Genomic DNA, 17,420 nt, shown 5'->3' on the forward strand with positions numbered 1-17,420 from the left:
CGAACGACTCAGTCGACCAACCCATATGAGAAAAGGAATCACGCATGCGTACCCTGATCAGCACCGCCTTCATCTCGCTCGACGGCGTCGTGGAGGCCCCCGGCGGCGAGCCCGGCTACCGCAACTCCGGATGGACCTTCAAGGATGTCGAGTTCGTCCCCGAGGCATTCGAGATCAAGGAACGAGAGCAGCAGGAAGCCACCGCCATCCTGCTGGGCCGGGTCAGCTACGAGGCCTTCAGCCCGGTGTGGCCGGACATGCCGGAGTTCGCGCACTACAAGACGATGCCCAAGTACGTCGTCTCCACCACGCTCACCGAGGACAAGCTGGTCTCCAACTGGGGCGCGACCACCATCCTGCGCTCACTCGACGAGGTCGCCGACCTCAAGAAGACCGAGGGCGGCCCGATCATCGTCCACGGCAGCGCCGCCCTGAACCACAGCCTCTCGGACGCCGGCCTGATCGACCGCTACCACCTGCTCGTCCACCCCCTGCTGCTCGGCGCCGGCAAGCGTCTGTTCAGCACCACGGACAAGGACACCCAGAAACTGAAGCTGGTCGAGCACGAGGTCTACTCCAACGGCCTGCAGAAGCAGGTGTTCGACGTGGTCCGCTGACCAGCTCCTGGCGACGGAACTCGATGGCGACACGGACGGTAGCCGTGCAAGAGTACGTTGCTCCAGCCGCCGAAGAAGAAGACCAAATGGGCCGCGGCCTACTGGATCGCCGAACAGATCGCCGACGGATCCCTCGATCCTCCCACGGGGACACACCTCATCTGGGCGGACATCGCGTATGACCTTCGGTATCCGGAAGACCTACAGCCACTCGTCCACTGCGCTCTCAACCTGGCCTCCTGGGAGGAGTCGTGGGGCATCTCCGACAAACCGGGAAGCCATCGAGGCAGCGAAACAACTCCTGAGCAAGAAGAGACCGGACAAGCCCGAAGGCTGACCGGGTGGGCGCCGCGGCCCTGACCGGGGCACCGATTGGTATCCGCCCGGTCCGCACAAGGGCGACTGTCGGGCGTGCGGCCACCAACCGTCGAGCCGCCTACGCACGTTCAGCCTTCACGACAGGCGGCTGGACGGTCGTACCCGGGTGCCGGGAGGATGCCGGCGCGGAGGTGGTGTCTAGTAGATGCTGACGCCGTAGGCACTGAGCGCCTCGGGCACCGGCTGGTAGAACGTGGTGCCGCCGGTGGTGCAGTCGCCGCTGCCGCCGGACGTGATGCCGAGCGCCTTCGTCCCGTCGTAGAGAGGGCCGCCCGAGTCACCGGGCTCGGCACAGACGGTGGTCTGGATCATGCCGCTGACCGTGCCGCCGCCCTGGTAGCGGACGCTGACGTTCAGCGCGGTCACTGTGCCGCTGTGGGTGCCGGAGGTGGAACCGGTGCGCTTGACCGCCTCACCGACGTAGGCGTTCGCCGCACTGTAGCCGCCGGGGTGGCTCAGAGCGGTGTTGCCGTAGCGGACCAGGGCGTAGTCGTTGCCCGGGAAGTCGTAGCCGATGGTCGGGCCGATGAGGGTGGTGTGGGCCTGGTTGGTGTACCAGGTCTTGGCGACCTTGCCGCAGTGGCCCGCGGTGAGGAAGTAGTACGTGCTGCCGCTGACCACGTTGAAACCGAGCGAACAGCGGTACTGTCCACCGTAGATGGCGTCGCCGGCGCCCAGCAGTGGGCGGAAGACGCCGTCGGCGTGCCGGACCTGCACGGCACCCGGGTCGCCGCCGGCGGCCTTCTCGATGCGGGCTATTGCGGCCTTGGTGACCGTACTGTCGGCGGTGACGACGACGCGTCCGGATGCCCGGTCCACGTACCAGGCGGTGCCGTCGACACCGGCCCGGGCGATGTTGTCCGAAACGCGGGCCAACTGCGCCGCGCCGCGAACCGGGGAGCTTGCGGCGCCGGCGGTGGGAACTCCCGCCAGGGTGGCGGCGACGAGACCTGCGGCGACGGCCGGCAGACGGGTGCGTTTGGTTCTCACTGATCCTCCTCTTGGGAAGCGCGAGGCCCTACGGGGTGGGGGCCCGTGAGACGAGCCAGAACGACGTGTTCCTGACATGCACCGATCAGTGAGAATGCCGCCGTAGCGCCCCGCGCACAAGAGACTCACAGCAACGGAATCCCGGCACCCGATGGAGAAGCGGAGGGAGGACCGCACCGGCCAGAGTGAAGGCGAGTTCGCCGACGACCGCGAGGACGTCCGACGGGCCCGGCCGGCTCGTTGCTGGACGTCAGCGACACGGCTCCCGGCTGGTCGGACAGTGGGGGTGCCAGGGCCGCGCCGGGTCCGGATCGCATGGCCACAACGGGCTGTACTTGGCCGACGGTTGCCACCGGCCTTCAGCCCATCGGGATTCGTCGCGGATGAAGGAGACGGATCTGCGGGTGACTGTGCCAGGCCGGCGCGCGGCCAGGTGGCCGCCTGAGGCGCCGAAGCCGCTGCCGCCTCGGCCCGAGAACTCCCCCGACCCCACCGGCGCGCCGGATCCCGTGCACCAACTCGTCACCGCCGCACACTCCCGGGCCGACGCCCGGGCCGAGGCGGCCGATCTGCCCGGAGCGATGCGTGTATTGGAGGATCTTGTCGCGGAGCTGAACGCCTCAGTCCTGTGGGTGACCGCCGTGGTGACCGGCGCGGCGGCATTGGTCGGGCTGAACGCCGCTGGGCAGGCCGCGAGTGTGTCCGGGGCAGTGGTCAGTCTGGCGGGACTCCTCATTTCGGTCATCGCGCTCGTCAGCGGTGGTGTCAGTAGTGGTGGCTCCGGAGCCGTTCGAAGGTGCGTGCCGGGTGGGGTGGCATCGCGGCCGGTGGCGACATCACCGAGGGCGCCCTGGGCGAAGGCTCCGAACGGTGACCCCGCTCCCCCGGTCACGCCGGAAGGACACGGCCGACCAAGGCCAGCCGGGCGCAGCTTCCCAACCGCCCGTACCCCGCCACTGCGAGTCCGCCGGTCGGTGCGGTGTGGCAGCCGGCGGTACTGGTGCCGGTCCAACTCGTCCACGCCGCGATGGCGAGAATCACCGTACGGGTGAAGGCTGTCCCCGATGAACATGCATCACTGCCGACCGGTTCCCGGTTGTCGCCACGGCCCCTCAAGCCCTCCCCCGGCGGCGTTTTCCCGGCTCCAGCCCCTACGGCTGCGCCGATTGGCGGCTACTCGCGGCCAAGCGGCACCACAGTTCGTACACCCGGGCATGGATGGGCAGGAGGTGGGTGCCGATGGCGAGTGATGACCTGATCATGCGCGTGGACGAGGGCGGGCGGGTGACGGAGTGGAGCCGTCCTGCGCAGGAGATGTTCGGGTGGGCTGCCGAGGAGGCCGTCGGCCAGTCCGTCGCTGCGCTTGCGGGCGAGGCCGCGGCCGATGAGCAGGGGCGTCGGGCGCGGGTCGAGGACGCCGGCGCTGTGCTGGTGAAGCCGGTGCTGACAGGCCCGTCAGTGGTGTGGGAGGTGCATGCCGCCGCCGATGCCGTCTCTGAGCAGGACTTGTCGATCCTGCAGGCCATGTTCACCCAGTCTCCGGTGGGTCTGCACGTGTTGGACGACCAGTTGCGCATCGTCCGCATGAACACGGCGACACGCGCGCTGCGTGACGCGCCGATTGCCGGACTGCTGGGCCGGAGCTTCACCGAGGCGTATCAGTTGGCCGATCCGCAGGAGGAAGAGGCTGCGGCACGCCGGGTCCTGGAGAGCGGGCAGCCGGTGGTGAACCGGCTGGTACGCGGGGTGACGGGGCGGAACGCCCGAAACCGCAGCATCTATTCCGTCAGTTACGTGCGTCTGGAGAACGATCGTGGTGAGGTCTTGGGCCTGATGGCCGCCGTAGTCGACGTGACCGACCGCGAGCGGGCCCTGCAGCGTCTCGCCGTGCTGGAGGAGGTCCGCAAGCGGGTGGGGGAACGGCTGGATGTGATCGCCGTCAGCCAGGAACTGGTGAATGCGGTGGTACCGGCCTTCTCGGGGATCGCGGTGGTGGAGGTGATCGAGGATGTGGTGCGAGGTGAGGCGCCCCCGCTGGTCCCCGTCGATCGCGGTGTGCCCCTGCGTCGGGCAGCGTTCCAGGGCAGGGTGTCGGCCTATCCGGTGGGTGATGTACGGCACCTGCCGTACGGGACTCCGTTCGCTCGGGTGCTGACGGATCTGCGGCCGCGCCTTGTGTCGCTGGAGGAGGACAGCATGTGGCTTGCGGCTGATCGGGCCCGGGCGGATGCCATCAGATACTCCGGTGTCCACTCCTTGATCGTGGCCCCGCTGGCCCTGCGGGGCCAGGCATTGGGCGTGGTGAGCTTCTACCGGCATGAGGACGAGGACCCCTTCGAGGAGGGCGACATCGCGCTTGCGTCCGATGTGTGCGCACACACGGCGCTGTGTATCGACAACGCCCGCCGCTACGCGCGGGAACGGACCATCGCGGCGACGTTGCAGCGCAGGCTGCTTCCCCAGCGGCCGGCAGTCCCGTCCACCGTGGAGATCTCCCACCTGCACATTCCTGGTGCCGAGGGTGGTGGCGACTGGTTCGATGTCATCGCGCTGGCAGGGGCGCGGACGGCGTTGATCGTCGGCGATGTCACCGGGCGAGGGATCGCCGCGGCGACCACGATGGGACAACTGCGGACCGTCATCCACTCCCTGGCCGCACTGGACCTGCAGCCGGATGATCTGATGGCCCGCCTGAATGACACTGCCGCCCGACTGGCCGCCGAACGTGCCGCGCTGCCGTCAGGCGACCCACTGCACCACGAGCCGCTCACTGCGGGCTGTCTGATCGCCCTCTACGACCCGGTCGAACTCCGATGCACCATCGTCCGCGCCGGGCTGTGTGAGCCTGTCGTGGTGTACGCCGACGGCAGCTCGGCCACTCTGTCCGTGCCCGCGGGCCCCCTGCTCGCCGGCACCGGCAACGCCCCTTTCCCGGCGACCACGGTCGACCTTCCCGTAGGCAGCACCCTGGTGATCGGCACAGCGCCGCTGGCCGAGAACCTTCTGGCGCCATCCGCGCCACTGCGGCCCCTCCTGAGCGAGGGCGCAGACCGGCCGCTGGCCGACCTGTGCGACACGATCGCGTACGCGCTGACCGACGACGCCCGGTCGGTAGAGGCGCTCATGCTGCTCGCGCGCACCAAGGCGCTGCCCACGGACAAGGTCCTCACGCTGCCCTTGCCCGCCGGGCCTGAAGCCGCACCGTACGCGCGCGCAGCGGTACGCCGCCAGCTGCAGGCGTGGACCGTCGACCCGGAAACCGCGTTCACCACCGAACTCATCGCCAGCGAACTCGTCGGCAACGCGGTCCGCTACGGAGCCCCGCCCCTGCGACTGCGCCTGATCCGCGACCGATCCCTGACCTGCGAAGTCAGCGACACCTCCACCAGCGCGCCCCACGTCAAACACGCCCGCACCATCGATGAGTCCGGACGTGGGCTGTTCATCGTCGCCAGTCTCACCGACAGCTGGGGCACCCGCTACCACGACCAAGGCAAGACCGTCTGGGCACAGCAGCCCACCGAGGCGACATGAGAGCGTCACACCCGCCGCCGAGCCGTGACGAGGTATGACCACTCGGGCCGCCCGGCGTGCGCGATGCACCCCCGTGCGTGACGTCCGGCGGCAACGGGGGGCCGACTACACCTCGCCGGTGGCGAACAGCTCCAAGTGCCCGCACTTGGGGCAGCGGTACGCCTCTATCTGCCGCCGGGGTCGACCCCTCCGCTTGGCACCCCCGAACATCCCCCGCTCCAACGCACCTTCGATCCAGCGCGCGTAGCCACGCGAGTGCTCGCCGGCATCCTCGATGAAACCTTCTGCCAGGCCGACGGTTCCACATTGCGTGCACGTGTAGTTGCTCATCCGGTGAGTGTAGAAAAGGGTGCGCAAGTACAGGAGAGCGGAGATCGAAGTCTTCAGGGTGGCGACGGCCTGCTGAGCCGCGGAAAGGCTGTCCCGACGGCCGCGTGCGGCAAGGAGAGTTTGGCGACGTGCGCTTTGACGCAGGTCACCCCTGCCAGATGTCGGCCACCCAAGGCGCCAGTGCACTGGCCTGGGCGTAGCCCGCGCGGGCGGCAGCCGGACGGCGTGTGTCGTCCGCCATGTTGCGGCCCATTGCGCGGCACGCGACCCGGTCCGGGGACAGCAGGCTGACGCGCGCCCCGCTGTCGGACAGTTCCGCGGCCTGCTGCGAGGCGCTCGGATGCGGCCCGACCGCCCGGGGGACCGGCACGACCGCCAGCACCCGGCGGTACCCGCGTGCGAGCTGCAGGTTGGCGGTCGAACGACTGCCGCCGTCCATCCAGCGCCGGCCCGCCACGGTGACCGGCGGCCATACGACGGGGACGGCGCAGCTCGCCGCGACGGCTTCGAGCAGTGTCACTCCGGAGCGTGAGTCGAACACCTTGAGTCGTCCGGTCCGCGCGTCGACCGCAGTGATCCGCAGTTCCCGTCCGGGCCAGTCGCGTACGTCGCCCAGGAGCGCGCCGACTGTGTCGAAGACGTCGGACTCCGGCCCGGTCCGGGCGCGGAGCGCCGCCCGGGCGAGGCGTTCGACGGACCTCTGGGAATCGCGGGAGCCGAGCGCCGCCCAGAGGAAGCGCGCTGTCTGACGCACGGTCACCGGCAGCCGGACCGCGTCTGCTCCGGAGAGCTGACGCTCGTACAAATCCTCGGCCGGGACGCCGCACCGGAGCCGCGACCCGAAGACGGCGCCGGCTGAGGTGCCGATCACGACGTCGGCGCTGCTCAGATCGATCCCGGCCTCGGCGAGCCCGGCGAGCACCCCGGTCAACCAGGCCCCGCCCACCGGCCCGCCGCCACCGAGCACAAGTGCGGTGCCGGACATGCCTCCCCCTCCCCGTGAACGACCGCGGACGCCCCGCCCGCGGGAAGCAAAGCGGGGAACGGTCCCCGTTTTACTGGGCCGACGATAGCATCCGTACCGGGGAACGCTCCCTGGTACAGGTGAGGAGAGGGAGACACAATGGACGACCGTCCGCCGGTAGGGCGCCGCGATGCGCTGCGCAACCGGACACTGCTGACGGACAAAGCCCGCGAGGTCTTCGCCGAACAGGGCCTGGACGCCCCGCTCGATGAAATCGCCCGGCGCGCGGGCGTGGGCAACGCCACCCTCTACCGCCACTTCCCGACCCGTGCCGCGCTCGTCGACGAGGTCTTCCGCGATGCGCTCACGGAGACCACGGCGGCGGGCGAGCGGGCACGAACCGCCGAGGACGCATGGACGGGTCTGACGCAGTACCTGCGGACAGTGTTCGCAGGCCTGGCCGCAGACCGCGGCACCAATGACCTCATGACCACGAACCTGGAAGGCGTGCCGTCCCTGGAGGCGATCCACGCCCACAACCGCGAAACCATCGACGAGCTGCTCCGGCGCGGTCAGGAGCAGGGAACCGTTCGCCCGGACCTCACCACCGAGGACCTGCTCTTCACCCTGGCAGCACTGGGGAGGGCCGTTCCCGCGCTCACCATGGTCGCCCCGGAGGCCTGGCTCCGCCCGCTCGCCCTGCTCCTCGACGGCCTTCGCCCCAGCCCGTGCGCGCCCCCGCTGCCCGCACCGGCCCTCACTTCCGGCCAGCTCGGCCAGGTGCTGCTCAACCTGGGCCCGCACAGACGGCGTTGAGAGTGCCCTGACTGACACCGTTGCCCTGATGGATCTGCCGTCACTGCTTGGCGCCAAAGTCCTGCGTCCACCACGGCCCGCCCGCACCCTTGTGAACACCCACGCCGATGTCCTTGAACGAGCAGTTGAGGATGTTCGCCCTGTGTCCGGGACTGTTCATCCAGGACTCCATGACAGCTGCGGCGGTCTGCTGGCCTTGGGCAATGTTCTCGCCGTACGTGGACCAGTGATAGCCGGCGGCCGCGATGCGCTGTCCGGGGTCGGCGCCGTCCGGGTTGGTGTGGTCGAAGAAGTGACGAGTGGCCATGTCGTCGGAGTGCCCCTGGGCCGCTTGTTGCAGTTGCGGGTCCTCGGTGAGGGGGCCGCAGCCGACGCCTGCCCGCTCCTTGTTCACGAGCACGACCACCTGGCCGACGGCGTCCGTCCGGTCCGGCGGTGCCTGCGCTGTGCTCGCCGGGGTCGCGGCCGGTCGGGCGGACGGCCGGTCGGTGGGCCCGCTCTTCTTGCCGCGGCCCACTGCCTTCGCAGCCCGCGACTGCTTCGGCTTCGCCGGGGACGGGGAGGGCGAGGCCGACGGCGACACACCAGCGGTACTGGGCGTGGTGAGGTCCAGGGCGGGGGCGGCAGCTCTTCGCTCCGCGCTCGCGGTGTCGCGGCCGGATCCGGAATCCGTACCGAAATACCACAGGCCACCACCGACGACGCAGGCCGCAACGACGGCCCCTCCCGCCGCCCGGCGCCGCGTGCGCCGGCGCCGACGGGACTGGCGGCGCGAGCCGGTCCCGCCCCGTATGCCGCGTCGCGCAGCGCCCGGGTCCGAACCGGAGGCGCCCCCGGTGATCCCCAGCGCCGCGGCAGAACCTGCCGGGACAGCACTCCCGGAAGAGGCGGACACCTTGGCGAGCAACGCAGTCGACACCGCGACCAGCGCCAGACCGGCCAGCAGTCCTTCCGCGGGCATCAGACCGCTCCACAGTCCACTGCAGCGGCTACAGCCACGCGCATGCCGGGCTATTCGCTTACGCCACAGAGCCGATGGCCTGCCGTCCCAGGAAGCCAGCACGATGCGCAGCTCCTCGCATCGTGGCCGTGCGTCGAGCGCTCGTACGACCACGCGGGCCGCCTCGAGCTGCGCCTTCATCCGCTGTACGCGGACCGCTGTGTGCTGGGGCGAAAGGTCCAAAGCCGCAGCCACCTCGGTCCGGGTGAGCTCGCCGGCACACTCCAGCCACCACAGGGACAGCAGTCCCCGATCATCGGGCTCCAGCCAGCGGGTCGCCTGCGCCGTCTCCTGGCGCTGTCCGGCGAGCTGGAGTTGCACCACCGTGAGGTCGACGAAGTCGGCACCCGGATCGGCCAGTTCCTCGGCCTCCTCCATCGTGCCCGGGGTGAAGCGCCGGTTCTGCCAGTGGGCCCGGACCTGGTTCATCGCGATCGCCACGAGCCAGGAGCGAAAACGCTCGGGAGTACGCAGTTCACCAAGCCCGTCCAGGGCGCGCAACATGGTCTCCTGCACCACGTCGTCGACATCCACCGAGCCGTTCAGAGCCCGGCCCACAATGTTGTAGACCAGCGGAAGGTAGGCGTCGACCAGCGCGTCCTGGGCTTGGGTGTCGCCCTCCCTGGCGGCCGTGACCAGTACCGCTGTCTCCACCGCGTCCTGCGTACTCATGCACATGCTTCCTGTCATCGAGGCCGAACGATTGTGTCCGATACCTGGGAGATCACTCGATGCGCCCCGGATAACAGTTCTTCGAGAGTGAGTTTCAGTTCGGGTGTCGTCGACAGGGGGGGTTCAGATCGGCGTGCGCGCCGAACCAGACGAGGACCGCATCGGGGCGGTGTCTGGTGACGACCGGAAGTGCGGCCAGGGGGCGGGTGCGCAGCGGCTCAGCGCGGACCCAGGTGCTGGCCACTTTCCCTGGGAGACGCTTGTCCGGGAGGGCCACGCCTTCTCACCGACGAGTCATCGAGCCGGTCGGGCGGCCTTCAACTGCGCGCCGCGCTCCTCCAGAAGTCCCGCATCAGCGGCGTTGGTGTCGGGTTCTCCATCGCCACCTGCGTCAGGAGGATCGCGACCAGGCCCGTGGACGGGACGATGTGTGCCGTCGTCCCCGTGCCGCCCACCCAGCCGTAGCGGCCGGGGACGTTCCAGGGCTCGGCCGAGATGACGTCGACCTGGCCGCCGTAGCCCCAGCCCTGGCCTTCGAGGAAGAGGGTCGCGCCGGCGCGCTGTCCGGCCGTGAGGTGGTTGGTGGTCATGCGGCTGACGGAGGTCGGCGTGAGGAGGCGGTGGCCGTTGCCCTCGCCTCCGTTCAGCAGCATGCGAGCGAAGGCCAGCCAGTCGTCGGCCGTGGAGACCAGTCCCCCGCCGCCCGAGTGGAAACGCGGGACGCGGCTCCACTGGCCGTCGGGAGTGTCGGTCAGTTCCAGGGTTCCGTCCGGGGCCGGGGCATAGGAGGAGGTGAAGCGGTGCCGCTTCGCCTCGGGGACCGCGAAGGCCGTGTCCTTCATGCCCAGCGGCTCGAAGATCCGTTCCGCGAGGAAGTCGGGCAAGATGCGGCCCGACGCCCGGGCGACCAGGATTCCCTGGAGGTCGGAGGAGGTGCCGTACAGCCAGGCGTCTCCCGGCTGGTGCAGCATCGGTACCTGCGCGAGCAGGCCCAACCAGGTGTCCGGGTCCGGCCAGTCCTGCAGGGCGCGGCCGTCCTTCTGGACCGTGAAGAGGGACCGCACCGCCGGGAGGGAGAAGTCGTCGGGGAAGCCCCAGCCTGTGCGGGAGCTGAGCAGGTCCTCGACCGTGATCGGGCGGGTCGCCGGGACGACGTCGGCGAGCGGGGCGTCAGGGGTGCGCACCACGCTCGGTTTCGCCAGTTCCGGCAGCCACTCCTCGACCGGAGCGTCCAGGGCGAGTCGCCCTTCTTCCACCAGCATCAGGACCGCCGCCGCCGCGATGGGTTTGGTGATGGACGCGGTACGGAAGATCGTGTCCCTCGCCATCGGGGCGGTGCCCTCGGTGTCCACCGAGCCGGCGGTCACCACCTCGACGTCATCGCCGCGGGCGACGAGACCGACGGCGCCCGGCACCCTCCCGTCGTCGACATACCGGTGCAGGGTGTCTTGCAGAGCATTCACCGGTGGCCTTCCGGTCGGGGTTCGTCCAACGGGTACGACTCCCGGGTCGACGGGAACTCATCGGCAGCAGTGAACGTACGGTGTCGCCCGCTCTGAGACCACTGCCGCGTCAGGATGCCAAGAAAATCGAACACGTGATTGAATTCGGCCATGAGTCCCATTCCCGACGACCTCGCCCAGGCACAAGAGCAGTGGCACGCCATCTATCGGCAGCTCGCCGTACGCCCGCGCACCACGCTGCGGCAGCGACTGATCCATCTGTCGGCAGAGGTGCTGTTCCACCCGTACTGGCAGGGACGGCGGTCAGGAGCCTGGGCTGCGCTGCATGCCACGGGGCGGGAGGGCAGAAGCTGACGGTGAGCGACGGACGCATGGGCGAGATCCACCAGCGAGCACCGTCAGGCGCTCTCGCCCCGTGTCGAACCAGCCCCGCGGCCGGGCGCCGACGCAATGTCGACGAACAGCGGCATTCTGTGCAACGGCGGAGGCTCTCCCGGCAGACCCAGCCGTTGCCAGGCCAGACGGGCCGACACCTTCAGCACCCGTCGCGCCCGCACTATGAGCAGGACGGCGAGAGGCAGCTCGACCAGTACCGCTGAGGCGGCACTCCACCACACATCCGGTCTTCCCCAGTCCAACGAGACATCGAACCAGGCATCGCACATCAGCAGTGTGGCCGCCACGAACGACAACGGGACCATGGCCTGCCGTCTCAGCCACACCGCCAATCCCGCACCGGCCAACGACACCAGCAGCATGACATCGAAGCCGACCCACACCATGGGCCAGTACCGAGCCTCGAAGCGATCCGGCAATGACACCGCGAGGTACACGGTCCAAGGCACGAGCAACAGCACGGACACGCCGAGCTGCCGTAGAACCCGCCGGTAGCGGCGGCGCAGCGCGGCACCGTCCAGTGAGAAGGCGCCGGCTGCCATACCGGCGGAGGCAGTGGGGTCCCTCTGCTCGCTCATCTTCGCCTGTTCCTTCCGGCAGCTGATGGCGCTGCGAACTGCCGCTCTTGGTGCACCGCCTTCATGGTTGCATCCCACCGGGGTGGGGTGGGGCCCGGCACCGTGGGAATGCCGCTGCCACTGTTTCACCTGGGTGCGAATCGACGGGTGGTCCTCGGGCAGGGCCCGGGCCGTGCGCACGGCGGAGTCCGTGGGCGGTCATCCGCTGGTATGGACCGCCTTCGGGGCGCTGGTCCACGGGGTCCTGGCCGGCACCGGCCGACTGATCGCAGTGGGTCGCCGTTCGCGACTGTTCCGATCGCGCACGCCGGACGCCGATGAGTTCGACGGCCGGGCGGGGTCTACATCTCAGCACCGCAGGCTGCGCACACGACAGTGAGGGATCATGAGCGCCAACGCACTACCGCCCGTCGTCGACGCCGAGACCTGGCGACGAGAGCTCGATGCCCTGCGCGTCCGGGAGAAGGCCGCGACCCGAGAACTGGACGCGATCGCCGCCCAGCGTCGCCGCCTGCCCATGGTCCGGATGCCTGAGTACACCCTCGAGGGTGAGAAGGGGCCGGTCCGGCTGGTGGACGTCTTCGAAGGCAGTACGCAACTGATCGTTTACCACCACATGTGGTTCCCCGGGAAGCAGTGGCAGTGCCCGGGCTGCACGGGCTTCACCTCACAGTTCACCCGGCTGGAGTTCCTGGACGCCTATGACGCCCGGTTCGTCATCGTCACCCAGGGGCCGATCGACGACGCGCTCGCTTACAAGCGGCGCGTCGGAAACCACATGACCTGGTACTCCACGGCGAACAGTCCGTTCGGAAGCGACGTCGGCGCACCGCCCGGCGGGGGATTCGCCGTCAACGTCTTCCTGCGTGACGGCGACACCGTCCACCGGACCTGGCACACCAACGGTCGTGGCGTCGAACAGCTCAGTCACACCTTCTCGCTCATCGATCTGTTGCCCTACGGGCGACAGGAGGACTGGCAGGATTCGCCCGAAGGCTGGCCGCAGGATCCGACCTACAGCCGGTGGAGCTCCTCCGAAGACATCGCGGCACTCTACGGCCCGGGACAGCACGAGTAGGACCGCCACCGCCAGGCAGTCCACGGGGATCGGCTGCCTCCGCGTCGTCGCGCACAGCGCCGGCCTGCTGTGCGCGGCGAGGAGCATGGCGAACGACTCACCTGTCTCCGCCGCCAGTTGTTCGACTCCGGACACCCGTGGAGCCGCCCATTGCCGTGCCCGCTTCGGTCAGATCCTCCTCAACGCCGGCCTCGGCCGTCCAGCCCCAGTGATCAATGCCTCAACTCCGAGCGGGTGAAGGCCACTTGCCGGACGAGAGCACCGCGTGACGTCTTCCGGCGTTTCCTCCGCCGCGCCGCTGAACGCTCCCAGCGAGGCCATGGCCGATCTGTTCGGTACGGACGCCGTTGCGCGGTGGGTCGCATGGTGAGCCACTCCGGCCACACACTGCATCAGGTCGCGCCCAGCTCCCTTGTCGGGCCTGACGACGAACGGCTCACCCTCCAGGGGCGGGTGTGGTGCGACGGCCGGTGGCTGCTGTGCTGGTGACGGCGGCCGACGTCGCAAGGAGGGGCGGTCGGCGGGCCTCCGGGGCATGCGGAAGCGCAAGAGTTGGCCCATGCGGCCGTCCGGCTGCAGGCCACCGTCGTCGCCGTGACTCGGCCGTCCGGCCAGGTGACACATCATCCCTGGTCCATGCCCCGGGTCACAACCCAGGGGGACGGGCAGCGGCCCCAAGTTTGCGTCTCACACCTGTCTCACCCGTTCGGCGGTGGGAAACGCCGGAAAGGAAGCCGGCGGCCACGACGTCGGGCCAGGAACTGACGGGACGCGTTCGGGCGGGCATCACCAGGCGGATCGGCCGGGTGAACGAAAGGACGGCCGCCCGGACTGCAGTCCGGCAGCGCCTGGTGCCCCGCTCCGGCGGGCTGCGTTCGGCGCGTGTGGTGCCGGACAGTGGTCAGTACTGGGCCCCGGCCCGATTCCGGCGGGCCGGGGCTCCAGATCATTCACTTGACGCCGGCCTAGCCCCAGCGGTCCCGGACCACGCGGAAGCTGGCGACCACGCCGTGATGGACGTGGATCTCATGGGTGGGGCACACGCGCACGCCGTCGCTCTGGCTGTGGGGACCGACGACGGCGACCGGAGCACCGTTGTCGCAGACCGCCCCACGGAAGACCTCGACGGTCTTGTGCGTGTCGTTGCGGACGTTCAGGGTCTTGGCGCCCAGACCGCTGACCACGGTGATGCAGTCGCCCGGGTGGGCGGAGTAGGACCGCTCGTTGATCAGGATCCGGCCCCAGTCGCCTTCACGGCCCTCACGGCCACGGCCCTCACGGCCCTCGTTGCCCTTGCCCTGCCCGGACATGCCGTCGGCAGGAGCCGCTGCGGCGACGACCGGGGCCGACTGGGGCACCGGGGCGGAGGCCGCCGATGCGTAGGTGATGCCGGTCGCGACCAGAGCTGCGGCGGCCGCAGCTCCAGCGGTGACCACGGTGGAACGGGGGACCTTCATATCGCTTCTCCTGTCTGCTGTCTCAGAGATACCGGCTCGTCAGCCGGCCGTGATCAAAATTACCTAAAGCAGACGAACCAGTCATATTGAATGACCGCCCTCAGGCGCCGAACGGGGTATTTCCGCCGCCATATGCCGTCGCATCAGGGGCACGGATGCGCGTGAAGTACCCCAAGAACAAAGCAGATTGATGCGACATTAACCCTTTTGGTTGATCCTCTGATGCCCACTCACCATGCAGACCCACGGCGTGTCGCTACATAAGGGGAGGCCGGGTCGTGCTACGGGGCGGGCTGCCTGCAACCGGACAGCGATCCAGTTGACGCAACCGCTTGGTTGCCATACTATCGCAATCACACAGTTGCTATATCTCTGGAGGCAGACATGGCATTCCCTGATCGAATCGAGCGGACCATCGAGATCGCGCACCCGCCGGCCAAGGTGTGGGCGGCACTCACCACGGCCGAGGGACTGAGCGCCTGGTTCGGCAACGAGGCCGCGATCGATCTCCGCCCGGGCGGCACGGCCTGGATGAAGTGGGACGGCGGCCACACCGCCGACATGCGGGTGGAACGGGTCGAGGAGCCGACGGTGTTCGGCTTCACGTGGCGCATGGCCGAACTGTCCGAGGACGATCCGCGCCGGACCTATGTGGAGTTCACGCTCGAACCGGTCGGCAACGGCACCCGGCTCACCGTGGTCGAGACCGGCTTCGCCCAGCTCGCGGACGAGGTCTACCGCAAGGAGTACGACGGCCACACCGAGGGTTGGGCGCGCGAACTGGGCGAACTGGTCGACTACCTCGATGCCGCGGCCTGACGTCGAGGCGATCGCCGAACAGGTCTTCGCCGCCCTGGCCGACCCGAGCCGGCGCGCCATCCTGGCCGCGCTGGCTTCAGGGGGGCCGGCCACGGCCACGGACCTGGCCGGCCGGCTGCCGATCACCCGGCAGGCGATCGCCAAACACCTGGCCCTGCTGGCCGATGCCGGCCTGGTGACGGCCGAACCGGGTGAGCGGCGCCGGGTGCGGTACCGGCTGCGGTCCGCACCGATGCAGGTGGCGCAGCAGTTCCTGGCCGCGCTGGCTCGCGACTGGGACAGCCAGCTCGGCGCCCTGAAAGATCACCTCGACGAGCAGGCGCGCGGATCCGCGTGACGAGGACCGCCGCCTGACACACCGGTGGGAGAGCCGACGGTGAACGTGGACATCCGGCGCCCGAGCGCCCCGGCGATGGTGCTGGGGGTGACGCTCGGGCTCGCCGCGGCATGCTGGGTGGCCGCGGTCCGGCTGATGCACGGCATGGACATGGGGGTCGCGACCGGACCCGGCTCGTTCGGATTCTTCGCCGCGACGTGGATGACGATGATGGCGGCGATGATGCTGCCGGGCGCGGCTCCAGCGGTCGCCTGGCACGTCCGCCTGGTCGGCAGGGTGCGCGGCGCGCTGCCGTTCACCGGTGCTTACCTCGCCGTCTGGGCGCTCGCCGGTGTCGTGGCGTACGCGTTGGACCGGCCGCACGGATCACCGGCCGCCGGCGCCGTGGTGATCATCGCGGGCGCCTATGAGCTCACGCCGGTCAAGCGGCGTTGTCGGCGACGCTGCCACGAGGTCGCCGGTTCCGGGCTGAGGTTCGGGCTGTACTGCGCCGGATCGAGCATCGGGCTGATGGCGATGCTGGTGGTGCTGGGCGTGATGAGCGTGTTGTGGATGTCGTTGGTCGCCGCCCTCGTCTCCGCGCAGAAGCTGCTGCCCGCGAAGACCGCGATCGATGTACCGCTGGCGCTGGCGATCGTCGGGCTCGGCATCGTGATCGTCGTCGCACCCTCACTGCTTCCGGGGCCCACGCCACCGCCGATGTAGCGACGCGCGGCAGGACAAGGCATGACAAGGCAGAACAAGGCAAGGAGACAGGCGATGACCGGTCACAAGACAGGGACACGCGAGGAGTGGCTCGCCGCGAGGCTGGAGCTGCTCGAGGCGGAGAAGGAGCTGACCCGGCGCGGCGACGAGCTGGCCCGGCGGCGGCAGGAGCTGCCCTGGGCCCGGGTGGACAAGGACTACCGCTTCGAGACCGACGAGGGAACGGCATCGCTCACCGACCTGTTCCGGGGACGCTCGCAGCTGCTCGTCTACCACTTCATGTTCGGGCCCGACTACACCGCCGGATGCCCGTCCTGCTCGGCGATCGCCGACGGCTTCAACGGCTCCGTGGTCCATCTGGCCCAGCACGACGTCATGCTCTGGGCGGTGTCGCGAGCCCCGCTCGCCAAGCTCCACGGCTACCGGCAGCGCATGGGCTGGACCTTCCCGTGGGCGTCGTCCTACGGCAGCGACTTCAACTTCGACTTCGGGGTGGCGCACACCAAGGAGGAGTGGGAAGCGGGACTCGTCGCGTACAACTTCGGTGAGGAGGACATGCGGCCGGCGTCGGACGACGAGCAGAGTTCCCGCGACGCCTTCAGCCGATCGATCGTCGGCACGGACTGGGAGACCTACCGGCGGGAAGGGCCCGGCGTGAGTGCGTTCGCGCTGCAGGACGGCGAGGTTTACCACACCTATTCGGCGTACGCGCGCGGGCTGGACGCCCTGTGGGGCATGTACCAGTGGCTCGACCGTGCGCCGCTGGGCCGCAACGAGACCGGCTTCTGGTGGCGCCGCCACGACGAGTACGACAACCGGTGAGCGCGGGGTCGACCAAGTTCCGGCATCCCGGAGGCCGTACCGGCGCGTGGCGCTGCAGCGGCTGGGTCAGGCCGCTGCGGTGGGCGAAGACGACGAGTTGAGCGCGGCCTTCCCGCAGCGGCCACAAGGTCGACGTGGGGGCGCAGCGCTCGTGACTCGCAGCGCACCGCACGGCCCGCACCGAAGTCCAACGGACAGGCAGCCCGGCATGGTTCGGTTCGCATAGGATCGCTTGGCTGATCAGAGGTGCTAGAAGCTCACGACGCCGGCCACCGCGTCGGCATGTCAAGTGGCGGGCATGTGGCGGCCGTTCCCTGCATCCGCTGGGCCCGGAGAGGACTGAGACCGTTGGCGGCATACGCCCTGCGCGGTCATGTCCCGCGGGGTGGTGTAGTCACGGCAGCTGTTTCGGTTCCGGTTGTGGGGTGATCTGTGGTTCGGGTTCGGTTGGCTTGGTGGTGAAG

At 69.4% G+C, this 17,420-nt stretch carries 16 protein-coding genes; 9 read left to right on the forward strand and 7 right to left on the reverse strand.

Annotation, left to right across the window (positions count from 1 at the left end):
* Window positions 1-44: 44 nt before the first annotated feature.
* Window positions 45-617 (forward strand): dihydrofolate reductase family protein, encoded by a 573-nt coding sequence (locus tag ACWCQS_RS40955; RefSeq protein WP_451009211.1) that lies wholly within the window; start codon window positions 45-47, stop codon window positions 615-617.
* A gap of 516 nt (window positions 618-1,133) precedes the next feature.
* Here ACWCQS_RS40955 and ACWCQS_RS40960 read toward each other — a convergent pair.
* On the reverse strand, window positions 1,134-1,985 hold the full coding sequence (locus ACWCQS_RS40960; RefSeq protein WP_451009212.1) for a S1 family peptidase: 852 nt from the start codon (window positions 1,983-1,985) through the stop codon (window positions 1,134-1,136).
* Window positions 1,986-3,224: 1,239 nt separating this feature from the next.
* On the opposite strand from ACWCQS_RS40960, the gene ACWCQS_RS40965 reads away from it, so the two are divergent.
* On the forward strand, window positions 3,225-5,519 hold the full coding sequence (locus ACWCQS_RS40965) for a SpoIIE family protein phosphatase (RefSeq protein ID WP_451009213.1): 2,295 nt from the start codon (window positions 3,225-3,227) through the stop codon (window positions 5,517-5,519).
* Between the two features lie 105 nt (window positions 5,520-5,624).
* Here the strand turns inward: ACWCQS_RS40965 and ACWCQS_RS40970 are convergent, their stop codons facing one another.
* Both ACWCQS_RS40970 and ACWCQS_RS40975 read right to left on the reverse strand, forming a co-directional pair.
* Complete coding sequence (locus ACWCQS_RS40970; protein ID WP_388635934.1) at window positions 5,625-5,849, reverse strand: hypothetical protein; 225 nt, start codon at window positions 5,847-5,849, stop codon at window positions 5,625-5,627.
* A 145-nt stretch (window positions 5,850-5,994) separates the two neighbouring features.
* Window positions 5,995-6,834: a patatin-like phospholipase family protein gene (locus tag ACWCQS_RS40975; RefSeq protein ID WP_451009214.1), complete on the reverse strand. Its 840-nt coding sequence runs from the start codon at window positions 6,832-6,834 to the stop codon at window positions 5,995-5,997.
* A 138-nt stretch (window positions 6,835-6,972) separates the two neighbouring features.
* Here ACWCQS_RS40975 and ACWCQS_RS40980 point away from each other — a divergent pair, with 138 nt between their 5' ends.
* Window positions 6,973-7,629: a TetR/AcrR family transcriptional regulator gene (locus ACWCQS_RS40980; RefSeq protein ID WP_451009215.1), complete on the forward strand. Its 657-nt coding sequence runs from the start codon at window positions 6,973-6,975 to the stop codon at window positions 7,627-7,629.
* 40 nt (window positions 7,630-7,669) lie between these two features.
* Here ACWCQS_RS40980 and ACWCQS_RS40985 read toward each other — a convergent pair whose 3' ends face one another.
* Window positions 7,670-9,301 (reverse strand): sigma-70 family RNA polymerase sigma factor, encoded by a 1,632-nt coding sequence (locus ACWCQS_RS40985; RefSeq protein ID WP_451009216.1) that lies wholly within the window; start codon window positions 9,299-9,301, stop codon window positions 7,670-7,672.
* 317 nt (window positions 9,302-9,618) lie between these two features.
* Entirely contained in the window at window positions 9,619-10,764 is a 1,146-nt protein-coding gene (locus tag ACWCQS_RS40990) for a serine hydrolase domain-containing protein (RefSeq protein WP_451009217.1), read from the reverse strand.
* Window positions 10,765-10,914: 150 nt separating this feature from the next.
* Here ACWCQS_RS40990 and ACWCQS_RS40995 point away from each other — a divergent pair, with 150 nt between their 5' ends.
* Window positions 10,915-11,118, forward strand: a complete 204-nt coding sequence (locus tag ACWCQS_RS40995) for a hypothetical protein (protein WP_451009218.1) — start codon at window positions 10,915-10,917, stop codon at window positions 11,116-11,118.
* A 44-nt stretch (window positions 11,119-11,162) separates the two neighbouring features.
* Here the strand turns inward: ACWCQS_RS40995 and ACWCQS_RS41000 are convergent, their stop codons facing one another.
* Window positions 11,163-11,738, reverse strand: coding sequence for a hypothetical protein (locus ACWCQS_RS41000; RefSeq protein ID WP_451009219.1), 576 nt, complete (start codon window positions 11,736-11,738; stop codon window positions 11,163-11,165).
* Between the two features lie 385 nt (window positions 11,739-12,123).
* On the opposite strand from ACWCQS_RS41000, the gene ACWCQS_RS41005 reads away from it, so the two are divergent.
* Window positions 12,124-12,816, forward strand: coding sequence for a DUF899 domain-containing protein (locus ACWCQS_RS41005; protein ID WP_451009220.1), 693 nt, complete (start codon window positions 12,124-12,126; stop codon window positions 12,814-12,816).
* Window positions 12,817-13,781: 965 nt separating this feature from the next.
* On the opposite strand, the gene ACWCQS_RS41010 is transcribed toward ACWCQS_RS41005, so the two are convergent.
* On the reverse strand, window positions 13,782-14,273 hold the full coding sequence (locus ACWCQS_RS41010) for a hypothetical protein (RefSeq protein ID WP_451009221.1): 492 nt from the start codon (window positions 14,271-14,273) through the stop codon (window positions 13,782-13,784).
* Window positions 14,274-14,657: 384 nt separating this feature from the next.
* Here ACWCQS_RS41010 and ACWCQS_RS41015 point away from each other — a divergent pair, with 384 nt between their 5' ends.
* Genes ACWCQS_RS41015 through ACWCQS_RS41030 form a run of 4 tightly spaced genes read left to right on the forward strand, consistent with a single transcriptional unit; the run spans window position 14,658 to window position 16,956 of the window.
* Window positions 14,658-15,092 (forward strand): SRPBCC domain-containing protein, encoded by a 435-nt coding sequence (locus ACWCQS_RS41015; RefSeq protein ID WP_451009222.1) that lies wholly within the window; start codon window positions 14,658-14,660, stop codon window positions 15,090-15,092.
* Window positions 15,079-15,429, forward strand: a complete 351-nt coding sequence (locus tag ACWCQS_RS41020) for an ArsR/SmtB family transcription factor (RefSeq protein ID WP_451009223.1) — start codon at window positions 15,079-15,081, stop codon at window positions 15,427-15,429. The genes ACWCQS_RS41015 and ACWCQS_RS41020 overlap by 14 nt, the downstream gene beginning before the upstream one ends.
* A gap of 39 nt (window positions 15,430-15,468) precedes the next feature.
* A complete protein-coding gene (locus ACWCQS_RS41025; protein WP_451009224.1) occupies window positions 15,469-16,134 on the forward strand; it encodes a copper chaperone in 666 nt (221 codons plus the stop codon).
* Between the two features lie 54 nt (window positions 16,135-16,188).
* On the forward strand, window positions 16,189-16,956 hold the full coding sequence (locus tag ACWCQS_RS41030; RefSeq protein WP_451009225.1) for a DUF899 domain-containing protein: 768 nt from the start codon (window positions 16,189-16,191) through the stop codon (window positions 16,954-16,956).
* Window positions 16,957-17,420 lie beyond the last annotated feature (464 nt).

It is taken from the genome of Streptomyces sp. NPDC002076, assembly GCF_053593835.1.

Excerpts from the sequence above, each read along its gene's own strand:
- ACWCQS_RS40955 (WP_451009211.1), top strand. The coding sequence starts at position 45 with ATGCGTACCCTGATCAGCACCGCCTTCATCTCGCTCGACGGCGTCGTG.
- ACWCQS_RS41015 (WP_451009222.1), top strand. The coding sequence starts at position 14,658 with ATGGCATTCCCTGATCGAATCGAGCGGACCATCGAGATCGCGCACCCG.
- ACWCQS_RS40980 (WP_451009215.1), top strand. The coding sequence starts at position 6,973 with ATGGACGACCGTCCGCCGGTAGGGCGCCGCGATGCGCTGCGCAACCGG.
- ACWCQS_RS41020 (WP_451009223.1), top strand. The coding sequence starts at position 15,079 with ATGCCGCGGCCTGACGTCGAGGCGATCGCCGAACAGGTCTTCGCCGCC.
- ACWCQS_RS41030 (WP_451009225.1), top strand. The coding sequence starts at position 16,189 with ATGACCGGTCACAAGACAGGGACACGCGAGGAGTGGCTCGCCGCGAGG.
- ACWCQS_RS41005 (WP_451009220.1), top strand. The coding sequence starts at position 12,124 with ATGAGCGCCAACGCACTACCGCCCGTCGTCGACGCCGAGACCTGGCGA.
- ACWCQS_RS40970 (WP_388635934.1), bottom strand. The coding sequence starts at position 5,849 with ATGAGCAACTACACGTGCACGCAATGTGGAACCGTCGGCCTGGCAGAA.
- ACWCQS_RS41000 (WP_451009219.1), bottom strand. The coding sequence starts at position 11,738 with ATGAGCGAGCAGAGGGACCCCACTGCCTCCGCCGGTATGGCAGCCGGC.
- ACWCQS_RS40975 (WP_451009214.1), bottom strand. The coding sequence starts at position 6,834 with ATGTCCGGCACCGCACTTGTGCTCGGTGGCGGCGGGCCGGTGGGCGGG.
- ACWCQS_RS41010 (WP_451009221.1), bottom strand. The coding sequence starts at position 14,273 with ATGAAGGTCCCCCGTTCCACCGTGGTCACCGCTGGAGCTGCGGCCGCC.
- ACWCQS_RS40995 (WP_451009218.1), top strand. The coding sequence starts at position 10,915 with ATGAGTCCCATTCCCGACGACCTCGCCCAGGCACAAGAGCAGTGGCAC.
- ACWCQS_RS40985 (WP_451009216.1), bottom strand. The coding sequence starts at position 9,301 with ATGAGTACGCAGGACGCGGTGGAGACAGCGGTACTGGTCACGGCCGCC.
- ACWCQS_RS40965 (WP_451009213.1), top strand. The coding sequence starts at position 3,225 with ATGGCGAGTGATGACCTGATCATGCGCGTGGACGAGGGCGGGCGGGTG.